Below are 11,576 nucleotides of genomic sequence, written 5' to 3' on the forward strand. Positions count from 1 at the left end.
GGTCGATGACCGGACGCGCTCTCGGCGGTTCCCGCGGGTGATCAGCTGGTGAAGACGAAGTGCTTCCAGGCGCCGTGCGTCGTCGTGTTCACGTTGTCGCCGGAGCTCGTGTCGACGTACGAGGAGCGGATCCGGAAACGGACGCCGGTGCTCGGGGTGCCGGTGAGCTCGACCGCGCCCACGCCTCCCGACTCCAGCGCGAAGTACTGCGTGGCCGTGGTCCGCCAGGCGCCGTCGTAGTACGCCTGGATCTGCACCCGGTACTCGCGGCCCGGGTAGTAGGTCATCGAGGTCGTGAACAGCGGGTCCACGGACTTCCGGAAGTAGTAATACGTGTGGTTCCAGGCGTAGTTGGTCTTGTAGTGGCGGCTCGGCGTCGTCGACACCCTCACCTTGGTGTGGACGCGGCTCTCCGCCGTCTTCGGCGCGTAGCGCGAGTCGCCCGCGAACTTGGCGGTGAGCTTGGTGTCACGGGTCAGGTCAAGGGTGACGGACAGGTTGCCCTCGGAGTTGACCGTGCCGGACTTCACCAGCTTGTTCGGCTTGTCGGAGCCGTAGGGGTCGGCCCAGATCTCGACCTTGCGGTTCTTGTAGGTCGTGCCGAGGTGCGCCGTGAACGCCACGTCCGCGCTGTACGCGTACACGTTGCCGTTCTTGTTGAGCGTCAGCGTGGGCGTGGCGCGGGAGACCGTGACGGTGTCGGAGCCGGAGCTCGCCGCGTGGTCGGCGTCGCCCGCGTAGGAGACGGTGTACGTGACGGAACCCCCGGAGGGCGGGGTGTCCTTGAAGGAGTACGAGCCGTCGGCCGTCACCGTCACGGGGGCGAGGGCCTTGCCGGCCGGGGACTCCATGTCGGTGCGGGTCACCGCGACGGTGGCCCCGGCCGGGAACGCCAGGTTCGAGGTCACCTTGCCGGTGACCGTCAGCTCCTTGGCGCGGGTGGCCGTGGCGGGCGCGTCCACGGTGACGGCCGTCGCCACCCTGGTGGGGTCGGCGACCACGCGCAACGTGAAGCCGCCGTCGCTGTCGGTGGTGATCACGAACAGTCGGGATTCATCGGGCGTCCAGGCGAGGCCACCGGGCACGACCCGGCCGTTGCCGAAGCCGCTGTTGTCGCTGAAGGCGTGCGTGCGGATGGGCGTGGTCGCGCCCGGTTCGTAGAGGTAAACGACCGGCTCGCTCCAGTTGTCGACGCCCGCCGCGACCGTCCCGTCGGGTGCGATCTCGACGGCCGTCGGGTAATGGGTGCTGGGGTAGACGCCGTCCCGGGTCAGGTCCGACGTCTTGAACACCTGGTGGTTGTACGGGTATCCGCTGGCCGTGACCACCTGGGAGCCGTCGGGGCTGAGCGCGAGGTCCTGCAGGTTGCTGCCGGCGTAATCGTCGGTGTCGGGGCCGCTCGCCGTCTTGGCGGCGGTGCCCGAGGACACGTCGTAGACCGCCAGGGAGAACGGGCTGAGGTCCTTGATGCCCGCCACCAGTGTGTTCGGTGCGCCCGATGTGGTCTCCAGGACGGGGGCCGCGTACCAGGTGCGGTTCGGCTCCTGGTTCAGTACGACGACCGGGTCGGCGCCGGAGACGTCCAGCGAGCCGATGTTGCCCTGGGTCGCGGCGCCGTAGCCGAACCACAGCTTGTCGCCCGCCCACGCCGGGTACTGCGGGTCGGTGCCCTCGCCCGTCGGGTACCGCTTCGTCTCGGTCACGGTCGCCGTGTCGACGGCCACGATCGCGTCGGCGCCGGGCACCGCCGCGTACAGCGTTCCCGAGTCGGCCGACAACTCCAGGCCCTTGGCCCCGGGCAGGGAAGGCACGGTGCCGACGACCGTGCCCGTGTAGTCGGTCGCGACGACCTTGCCGCCGTTCGGGTCGGAGACGAAGATCCGCTGGTGGACGCCGTCGACGACGATGTCGCCGGACGACGTCACCGGCAGGAACGCGCTCGTTTCGGCCACGGCGGGCGTGGCCGTCCCGACCGCGAGCGCGGCCGAGCTGAAGAGGACGGCCAGCGCGGTGGCGGCCGGAAGAGTGTGTGTGCGTCTGCGCACGGTGTTTCGAACCCCCGGAAGGAAAACGAAGGGACAGCGGTACGGCCGCCGTCGCATACGGCCGGTGTGCGGGATTGAGGACGTGCCCGATCATCGAGGACGTGCCTGATCCGTGGACCGTGGGGAGACCGTGTGGGGCGCGGGTGGCGTGCCAGAGAAGACTAGATCACGCCACCGACCGACTAGATCACGCCACCGACAGGAACTCCGCGGGGGGTGTTCGAGAACCCGACGACTGCTGCGGCCCGACGAATTCCCCACGCGTCACACGGAGCGCTGCCGGGCCCGACTGAGGTGTGCCGCGTACCCGGTCGTCGACCCCGCCGAGCCCGGTGAGGAACAGCACCGGCACGGAGTTGCCGCGCTCGCGCGCCGTCCGGCAGGTGTCGAAGCCGCCCATGTCGAGGAGGCTGACGTTGAGCAGGATCAGGTCGGGGATGTGGCGTGTGGCGGCCCTGGAGCCCCGGCCGCCCGGTGGCGGCACCGGGCGCCTGGTGGCCGAGAAACTTTCGGACCATGGCGAGCATCGAGCGGATGCTCTCTTCGGCGTCCACTACGAGGGGGGCGGGGCTCTGAGGTGGCAACAGTGGGCACAGGAGTGGAGGGAGCGCTTTCGCAATAATGGGGAAAGGGTCGTTCCTTCCTTCCTTCCTGTCTCCCCCTGGGGCCTGCTCTCCTGCCCGCCCGTCCTCCGCGCCCGGATAATCGGCGATTCGGACCCCACGTTTGATCAAGAGTCTTCTGCAGTTCGGTGATTGGTGGCACTGCGTTCACCTGCCACTTTCGGCTCTTTCGTGATCGTGTTCACGCCATTTCTGTGGGGCTGCGCGCTCATATACGCCGCTTGGCCAGGGGCTCCCTGGGCGGGGTGCGCGCCACGGCTTCGGTTTCAAGTCGTACTTGTGCGGCGCGAGTTAGTTCGTGCGCACCCTTGATCAGTGATCACTCGACACTCCGTTCACGGTCATCACACAAGGGATGCACGGTGCGCATACGAATACATGGAACGGTACGAAGATCCGTCATCGCTGTCCTGACCCTGGCCTTACTGGCTGTCGCGGGCGTAGTCCCGGCTTGGGCACTTCCCGACCGGCTCTCGGCAGCGCAGCCCGGCGCCCCTGCCGCCGCACCGCCCGGGCTTCGTACAGCGGCAGACCTGCCGAAGCCGCCCAGAGCCATGACATTGGCCGAGCGGCGCAAGCAGGTGAAGGAGTCCCGGGACGAACTGTCGCCGATGCGCGACTACGCGGACTCACCGACCAGGAAACCCCGGGGCAAGCCACAGAGTCGGCCTGACGGTGATGACGCCAAGCGCGGTCCCGCGACCGAAGCAGGCGCGACGCCCTTCTCGGCGGCGACAGGGGACCCCGCGTGGGTGTCGGCCTGGGCGACCGCATACCCGGGACTCCTGTCCATCGGCGGGCAGATGAAGCTCCCTTCGGGCACAGGGGCGTCGTACACGGGGATGTGGCTGTATGTCCTGGACGAGGCAGGCAACTTCGTCCATCAGCAGGAGATCAAGAGAGCTTCGGACGATCCCAGCGGCCGGTATGTGGAGAACGGAGCCTGGTGCTACGGCTGGTGGCCGAGCAATTCCTATCCCGCCGACCAGTGTTTCTGGTGGAGCGGTAGCGCACTGGGCGGACACCTTCAGGACGGTAAGAAATACTACGCTTGGATCTTCGTTCAGGGCTCGGACGGGACCTGGAGCCCGAACGGGACGACTTCCCCGTTGGTGGAGGCCTTCTATACGCCGGACATCCCCGGCGCGCAGGCCGGTATCTGCTCCTGCTACGCGCAGGCCCACCGTGCCGACCCCATCAACACGGCTACCGGCATGTTCTTCGAGCAGCTTACCGACGCCCAGCTGGTCGGTGTCGGCACGCAGGTGTCCCTGGAGCGCACCTACCGTTCCGACTCCACCACGACCGGTCTGCTCGGCCGCGGCTGGGCGACGCCCTTCGACGTGAAGTTGGCCATCGCGACAGACAAGGTCACCTACCAGGCCGACGACGGAGCGAAGTTCGTCTTCACGCAGGCGAGTGACGGCACCTACACCGCGCCGGCGGGTTCGGCGGCGAAGCTCGTCAAGGGCGGCAGCACTTACACGGTCAGCACGCCAGACCACACCAAGCGGACATTCAGCAGCACCGGTCAGCTGACGTCGGTCGTCGACGAAGCAGGACAGGGCCTGGTGCTGACGTACTCGTCCGGCAAGCTCTCCTCCGTCAAGGACGCGGGGGGCCGTACCACGGACTTCACCCTGAACTCCGGCGGCCAGGTCACGAAGGTGAGCCTCCCGGACTCCACTTCGGTCTCATACGCCTACACGGACGGTCTGCTGACCTCGGTCACGGACCCGGCGGGCAAGGTGTCGTCGTACGCCTACAACGCCGACAAGCGGCTGTCGTCCTTCACCGATCCGGCCGGAGGCAAGGTCGCCAACACCTACGACTCCAGCGGCCGGGTCAACTCCCAGACGGACCAGAACGGCAAGAAGACCACCCTCACCTGGGACGGCAGTCGTGAGTCGCACACCACCGCCCCGGATGGGGGTGTGTGGACAGACATCTACTCCGGCAACGTCCTGATGGAGAGCATCGACCCGTACGGCAAGCGCGTCTCCTACAGTTACGACCGGTATCTTCGCCCGGTCGAGATCACCGACCAGCGCGGCAACACCACGGCGATGACGTACGACAGCGCCGGGCGCATGCTGACCCGCACATCGCCGTCGTCGCTCGGCTACTCCGAGAGCTGGACGTACGACAGCGCGGGCAATGTGCTCAGCCACACCGACGGGCGCGCCAACAAGACGTCGTACACCTATGACGCCAAGAACCAGCTGACGTCCGGCACGGATCCGGCGGGTGGGAAGACGTCGTACACGTACACCTCGCTGGGTGCCCTGGCGACCGTGACGAGCCCACGCGGGAAGACGACGACGTACGGGTACGAAGCGGCGGGCAACCGGACCTCGGTGACCACGCCGCTCGGGGAGAAGTCGACGTTCACCTACGACGGCGCCGGCCGCATCACCTCCAAGACGGACCCGCGTGGCAATGTCTCCGGCGCCGACCCGGCCGCGTACACCACCAAGTACACCTACGACGGCAGGGGGCTGCTCAGCACCGCCACCGACCCGCTGGGCCGCACCACCACCTACGGCTACAACGGCGCCGAGCAGCTGACCTCGGCGAAGGACCCGGCGGGCGGCACCACCACGTACGGCTACGACGACGCCGGGAACCTGACGCGCACCACGGACGCGGCCGGCAAGTCGGTCACCCGCACCTACGACCACGGCGCCCGTCTCACCTCGGAGACCGATCCGCTCGGCAACAAGACGACCTACACCTACGACAAGGTCGGCCGACTCCTCACCACGGTCTCCGCGCGCGGCAATGTCTCCGGAGCCGACCCAGCCGCCCACACGACGAGCCACACCTACGACGCGGCGGGCAACCTGACCAAGGTGACAGGGCCCACGGGCGCGACCGTCACCACCGAGTACGACGCCGTCAACCGGCCCGTCAAGGTCACCGATCCGCTCGGCAACGCGACCACCTACACCTACGACGCCGTCGACAACGTCACCAAGACCACCGACCCACTCGGCAAGAGCGTCTCCTCGGTCTACGACAAGAACAACCGGCTGACCAGCACCACCGACCAGCTGAGCAAGACCACCGGCTACGCGTACGACGCCGACGGCAACCTGACCAGCCGGACCTCGCCCCTCGGCAACAAGGAGACCTGGACCTACGACGGCGACGGCCGCCCGCTCACCGCAGTCGATCCGCGCGGAAACGCGTCCGGCGCCGACCCGGCCCAATACACCACCACCAACAGGTACGACGTCGCCGGCAACCTCGTCACCGTCACCGACCCGCTCGGCGGTGTGACGAGCACCGAGTACGACGCGGTCGGCAACGCCACCAAGCGCACCGACGCCGACAAGCGCGTCACCACCTACGGCTACGACAGGCTCGATCGGCTCACCACGGTCACCGCACCCGACGGCGGAAAGACGGCCTACGACTACGACGCTGCGGGCAACCTCACCAAGCGCACCGACGCCAACAACCACGCCACCGGCTACGCCTACGACGCCGCCCGCAGGCTGACGTCGGCCACCGACCCTCTGGACCGGGTGACCTCGAACGCGTACGACGCCGACGGCAACCTCACCAAGAAGACCACCCCGCGCGGCTCCACCAGCTACGCCTTTGACGCGCGTGGGCTGCTCACCAAGGTCGACTACTCGGACACCACGCCCGACATCACGCTCGCGTACGACGCCGCCGGGCGTATGACGAGCCGGGCCAACTCGACGATCTCCGAGGACTTCGGCTACGACGCGGTCGGCAACCTCACCAAGACCCGTGCCTTCTCCTACACCTATGACGCCGCCGGGCAGATGCTCACGCGCAAGTACTCCGACGGCAACACCATCGGCTACTCCTACGACAACGACGGCCGTACGTCGTCCATGACCGCCGACGGGGTCACCACCAACTACACCTGGGACGCGGCGGGCAACCTGACCCGCTCCACGCTGCCCAACACCGAGACCGAGGACCGCGCCTACGACCGGGCCGGCCGACTGACCGCCGTCACCTCGGCCAAGTCCGGTGCCACGGTCACCAAGACCGCGCTCACCCTGTCGGCCGCCGGGCTGCCGACGCACGTCGACGTCACCCGGGCCGGTGTCGCCACCGGGGGCTGGGATCTCACATACGACGCCGCGGCCCGCCTCACCTCCGGCTGCTTCCCGCAGCCCTGGGTCAGCGGCTGCGCCTCGACCCGCACCACGTCCTACACCTACGACAAGGTCGGCAACCGCCTGACCTCCACGCTCGGCGCCACGAGCACCGGCTACGCCTACGACGCGGCCGACCAGCTGACGTCTGCCACCACCGGCACCACGACCACCACCTATGAGTACGACGGCGAGGGCAATCAGACCAAGGCGGGAGCCGACACCTACACCTACGACCTGGCGGGCCAGATATCCGCCGCCACGATCGCCGGCAGCAGCTACACCTACGGCCACGACGCCAGCGGCAACCAGGTCACCACCGCCAAGGACGGCACGGTCACCAGCCGCACCCAGTGGGACCCCAACGCCCCGCTGCCGATCCTGGCCACCGAGTACGACGGTGCCTGGGCGATCAAGCAGTCGTACCGCTACGACCCGCTGGGCCAGCCCACCGCCACCGAGACCGGTTCGGGCACCCTCTTCTCCTACCACCACGACACCCAGGGCTCCCCGGTCGACGTCACCGGCAGCACCGGTACCGTCCATCAGCGCTGGGCCTACGACCCGTTCGGCACACGGGTGTTGAGCACCGTCACCAGCGGCGCCCCCGCGAGCACCCCGTCCTACACGGGCGCCCGCTACGAGCCGACCACGGGCAACCTGGACCTGCACGCCCGGCAGTACAACACGGGCACGGGCCGCTTCACCCGCCCGGACCCGGCCACGCGGAGCATGACGACTCCGTACGTATCGCCGTACGCCTACGCCGACAACACTCCCACCCTCTACACCGACCCGAGCGGTCTGACCCCCGACGATCCCAACAACGACCGCGTCGACAGCCTCGGAGAAGGCCTCAAGATCTTCGGCGACGCCTTCATCGACGTCTTCAAGGCGCCGTTCGAGTTCATGGGCGACGCCCAGGACGCCGTGACCGGCGAGAATGGTGGCGTCGGAGCCTTTACCGACAAGTACCTCCCGGTCCGCCCCGCCTACCGGCTCTACCGCGCCGAGTACCTACTCCGCCAGCAGGGCTGCGACGCCCTGGCCGACCTGTACGCGGACGCGGCGGACGAATTCCTCCAGCAACTGGTCCTGACGGGCGTCGGCGGGCTCACCGGGTGGCGGCGACAGGCTTACGAGGCCGAGACGTCGATACTGGGAGCCGAGGGACTATCGAAGAGCGCCGCCGGCGGTGGCTTGTTCTTCCACGGTTCCGACGTGAAGTCGTTGGTCGATATCCTCAACAAGGGACTGGATGCGTCCGCGGCGGCCGCAGGCCACACCGACGGGCCCGGAGGGTTCTTCATCGCCACCCATCGCGCTGACGCGGAGTTCTTCGCACTGCGCAGCTCGGGACAGAGCGGAATCATCAAGGTCAAGATCACGGATGCGGCGATGAGGAGGCTGGAGGAGGCCGGAGCCGTGACCCGTAAGATCCCGGAATCGCCGAAGTCACCGACATTCCAGGGGTACGAGTTCCACATTCCTCCCTCAGCGTTCGACCTCTTCAACCGACTCAGGCGGGATGGCGACATTGAAGTATCACCCTGACGACATCACCGAACTCCACGTGATGGATTACCTGCAGAGGAATGAGAGGCAGTTCTTCCGCTCAGGCGGCTACAACTCCATCGAGCTGGCGGGAATGATCGCCACCGAGGCTCTGATGCTGGGCGCGGACAACGTCCGAATCCACTCTCACAGGGAGTGGATGACCGTTACCGCCGACAAGGACTGGCTGGAACCCTACGAGCACGAGGCGTTCCACGAGATCACACCGTTCCCGGAAGCGGGAGCCAACTCCATGCTGGCAGAAGTTCTCGCCGTCGCCTTTTCGGCAGGCGTGACAACTACCACACGCGTTGGGGCCAGGGTGATCACGGGGGAAGCCGACGCTCCCGCCCACCTGATGGGCCAGGACATGGCCAGAGCAGTTGCCTTCAGGCACCGACGCGGGCTCCGCCCCCTCGCATGAGCGCCATGCGTCCGCACGAACCACACCAGGTTCGTGCGGACGCGTGTTCTCCAGCTGTTCTCCTCGGCCCATACAAGGGGCGGAATCATCATCAACTCCGATCTCGGACTGGGTACCAACAAATGATCAGTCTCGAACGAGCAGCAGAGTTGGCCCAGAAATACGTGGACGAGGATCCACTCAACTCTGAGGTGGACTTGATCCCGATCGAAGGCTACGTGGCTGTAGTCGGAGAAGCCGCCTACTTCGGCTATCAGACCCGTGGCCACTTGGAGACCGGCGACCCGTCCCAGATGGCGATCGGTATCGGCCCCATCCGCGTCGATCTGGTGACGGGCGAGTGCAGGATGCTCGGCTCTCTTGAGGCCATGGACATGGATCTGTTCGAGGTTGATGAGTTTGAACTTTTCGGTCCGGGCGGTTGGAGGATCGTCGCGCCCGAACAACTGGATGCCTGGCGGGCCGCCTTCGACGCGGAGCCGGCCGCTGCCGACCTCTCATCCGCCTGTCCGCAGTGTGGTGCGACGGATCTTCATCGCTGGTACAGGGTGGAAGACCCGCTGGACGAAACGTTCGACGGGGTCCGTGCCGTCGCCTACGGTTGGCGTGTCGAGTGGTGTGCCTCGTGCCACCTCTGTTACGAGGACGGCGACACCTTCGTACCGGACTACTGGCGGTCTCCGTACGACGTGCCCGAGGCGTTCGAGGTGAAGTTCGCACCGCGGTATGTCGAGGCCGCCCGCCAGGCGAAACTGGAAGCCGACGAGAAGCGTTCGGCTCGGGATCGCTGAGACAGGCAATGGTGGTGCCGTGCTTCTCGCTGCGCGATCGGCGGGAAGCACGGACCATCGGCGTACGGAGGACAAGATCTCGGAGTGAGGCCAACTCGAATGACGGACGAGATCAATGAGTACGCGTTTCTCTGGGACGGGTCCGAGGGCGGCTGGGCCGTGATCACCTCTGATCTTGGACTCGGTGCCATTTACAACACCAGGACGCAGATGGCTCTCCTGATCGAGGACGACAACCTGAATGCCCGGGTGATCGAGCTGATGCGCGAACACAGCCGCCCGTTCCTGGACTTCATCCCGAGTACCTCATGGGAAGAAGGACGGTCATGAGCTACGACCTCGCATTCTGGTACGAGAGCGGTTCCATCGACTCGAAGGCGGCGTTTCGGAAATATGACGCGACAGTGGACGGTGAGTCCGGCGTCACCGCTGGGAGTCCGAGAGTCGCCGCATTCCATCGGGACGTCCTGAACGCGTATCAGGACCTCACGGAGAACACCTCGGAAGAGGAAGCGGAACAATCTCCCTGGACTTCTTCCGTGTATTTCAACGGAGAGTGCGTACTGGTCACCATCGCCTGGTCCCGAAGAAGCGAAGTCGCCGACGCGCTCATCACCATGGCGAAGAACCGAGGACTTGTGACCTACGACCCGCAGGACGGGCTGGTCATCGAGGCGTGACGCGCACGAGTTGCGTGCAGTTGCGTGTTGCTTGCCTGGTTGGAGGCTTCGGGTCGCTGGCTGCGACTGTGGTGGTACTCGCCGTTCCGGTAACGCTGGTGGGAGTGGCCGGGTCGGCGTCGGCGACGGCACCTGTGGCACAGGGGGTAGCAGCAACAGGGACCCGAGTGCCAACGTGAGGATGACAGCGGGCGTCGCCGCGAACATGCGCAGCGGCTCCAGCACCAGCTGTGCGGTCCGAGGTTGGGCCGACAACCAGAATGTCCTGGACTACTGGTGCTACACCCGCAACGCCGACAACTCCACCTGGACGTACCTCAGGAACGTCACCGACAACACGTACGGCTGGGTCAGCGACTCCCTGCTGTCCAACGGCGGCTCCAACTTCCAGTGCCTCTGACCGCCCCAACGGCACTGTGGCCCGCGACGGTCGATGTCGCGGGCCACCCGGTGGGCGATCCACCGGCAGGCAGAGCCCGTCCCGCGTCGCGAGCTCGTGGGCCGCTCGTCGGACCGGTGCGACGGGTCACCCTGTGGGGCATCGCAGGTCGGATAGGGAGCGGTTCGGGGAGCAGGCCACCATGGCCAGGGAGAGATACGTGGGGCGTTCGAGGTAGCGGCCGAGGGACATCTGCGGCTCCCTCCGTGGCGGCTGCGGCTGTCCGGCGTCGTCGCCAGTGACCAGCCGACGTTGTCGCCGGTGCGCACGTTGTGTGAGACGACCAACTGATCGGCACCCGCGATCTGTTGAAGAGCGTAGTCCGCGGTGATGTGGATGAGGTTCGCGGCTCATGAGGCCGCGAGCGACGACGGACGAGAGGCCTTGAACCGATGCCGGAGAACAAGTACGCGAGGCCCGCGCGACTGAAGGCGGTCCACCTGTCGGGGCCCACGACGGGCGATCCGGAACAGTCCTGTGAGGAACTCGTCGACCACATCCGGGACGGCCTGGCGAAACGCCGTTACGTCCTCGCGGACATCCTGCCGACGGTTCCCGAGATACGGGACCGTTACGGAGTGCCGGAGGAAGACGTTCACCTCGCGATCCGGGAACTCCGCAGGGCCGAGCTCCTGCAACTGCACGACGAGTACGAGGACACATACTTCCTCGATCCCGGTCCCGGTTCCGGTCGCCCGGCGGGTGGGCCACCGGACGACCTGGCCGTGCGGGTGCGAAAGCTGGAGGCGCTGTACCGCGACCTGGCGGCCCGCGAGGAGGCGATCGAGCCGCCGCCACCCCCGTCGGCCTGACGCACCACGGCACGGAACGGCCGGGCACACCGGGTACGAGTCCCGTGGTGCCCGGCCGGTGTGCCGAAA

Annotated in this window: 9 protein-coding genes; 7 read left to right on the forward strand and 2 right to left on the reverse strand. The window is 67.0% G+C overall.

Translation table 11 applies throughout. The features are described 5' to 3' along the window. Positions 1–41: 41 nt before the first annotated feature. Together OG272_RS25680 and OG272_RS25685 are read right to left on the reverse strand one after the other, a co-directional pair. On the reverse strand, positions 42–2,045 hold the full coding sequence (locus tag OG272_RS25680) for an Ig-like domain repeat protein (protein WP_328223621.1): 2,004 nt from the start codon (positions 2,043–2,045) through the stop codon (positions 42–44). A 187-nt stretch (positions 2,046–2,232) separates the two neighbouring features. Continuing rightward, positions 2,233–2,529: a hypothetical protein gene (locus tag OG272_RS25685; protein ID WP_327728712.1), complete on the reverse strand. Its 297-nt coding sequence runs from the start codon at positions 2,527–2,529 to the stop codon at positions 2,233–2,235. Between the two features lie 693 nt (positions 2,530–3,222). On the opposite strand from OG272_RS25685, the gene OG272_RS25690 reads away from it, so the two are divergent. The 7 genes from OG272_RS25690 (at position 3,223) to OG272_RS25720 (ending at position 11,507) form a co-directional block, all read left to right on the forward strand. Further along, positions 3,223–8,361 carry a DUF6531 domain-containing protein gene (locus OG272_RS25690; protein ID WP_405894959.1) on the forward strand — a complete coding sequence of 1,713 codons (5,139 nt, stop codon included), beginning with the start codon at positions 3,223–3,225 and terminating at the stop codon, positions 8,359–8,361. Next, on the forward strand, positions 8,336–8,785 hold the full coding sequence (locus tag OG272_RS25695; protein ID WP_405894961.1) for a hypothetical protein: 450 nt from the start codon (positions 8,336–8,338) through the stop codon (positions 8,783–8,785). Before OG272_RS25690 ends, OG272_RS25695 begins: the two co-directional genes overlap by 26 nt. Before the next feature lie 122 nt (positions 8,786–8,907). Further along, entirely contained in the window at positions 8,908–9,576 is a 669-nt protein-coding gene (locus OG272_RS25700) for a hypothetical protein (protein WP_327728709.1), read from the forward strand. Positions 9,577–9,675: 99 nt separating this feature from the next. Beyond that, entirely contained in the window at positions 9,676–9,906 is a 231-nt protein-coding gene (locus tag OG272_RS25705; RefSeq protein WP_327728708.1) for a hypothetical protein, read from the forward strand. Continuing rightward, positions 9,903–10,256 (forward strand): hypothetical protein, encoded by a 354-nt coding sequence (locus OG272_RS25710; RefSeq protein ID WP_327728707.1) that lies wholly within the window; start codon positions 9,903–9,905, stop codon positions 10,254–10,256. Before OG272_RS25705 ends, OG272_RS25710 begins: the two co-directional genes overlap by 4 nt. A 175-nt stretch (positions 10,257–10,431) precedes the next feature. Beyond that, positions 10,432–10,656, forward strand: coding sequence for a hypothetical protein (locus OG272_RS25715; protein WP_327728706.1), 225 nt, complete (start codon positions 10,432–10,434; stop codon positions 10,654–10,656). Positions 10,657–11,087: 431 nt separating this feature from the next. Continuing rightward, positions 11,088–11,507 carry a hypothetical protein gene (locus OG272_RS25720; RefSeq protein WP_405894963.1) on the forward strand — a complete coding sequence of 140 codons (420 nt, stop codon included), beginning with the start codon at positions 11,088–11,090 and terminating at the stop codon, positions 11,505–11,507. Positions 11,508–11,576 lie beyond the last annotated feature (69 nt).

The sequence above is a fragment of the Streptomyces sp. NBC_00104 genome (assembly GCF_045160825.1).
In the GTDB taxonomy this organism is placed as follows: Bacteria; Actinomycetota; Actinomycetes; order Streptomycetales; family Streptomycetaceae; genus Streptomyces.

What these genes read in the sequence shown, in the direction of transcription:
- OG272_RS25710 (WP_327728707.1), top strand. Translation starts at nt 9,903, where the DNA reads ATGAGCTACGACCTCGCATTCTGGTACGAGAGCGGTTCCATCGACTCG.
- OG272_RS25705 (WP_327728708.1), top strand. Translation starts at nt 9,676, where the DNA reads ATGACGGACGAGATCAATGAGTACGCGTTTCTCTGGGACGGGTCCGAG.
- OG272_RS25690 (WP_405894959.1), top strand. Translation starts at nt 3,223, where the DNA reads ATGACATTGGCCGAGCGGCGCAAGCAGGTGAAGGAGTCCCGGGACGAA.
- OG272_RS25695 (WP_405894961.1), top strand. Translation starts at nt 8,336, where the DNA reads ATGGCGACATTGAAGTATCACCCTGACGACATCACCGAACTCCACGTG.
- OG272_RS25700 (WP_327728709.1), top strand. Translation starts at nt 8,908, where the DNA reads ATGATCAGTCTCGAACGAGCAGCAGAGTTGGCCCAGAAATACGTGGAC.
- OG272_RS25720 (WP_405894963.1), top strand. Translation starts at nt 11,088, where the DNA reads ATGCCGGAGAACAAGTACGCGAGGCCCGCGCGACTGAAGGCGGTCCAC.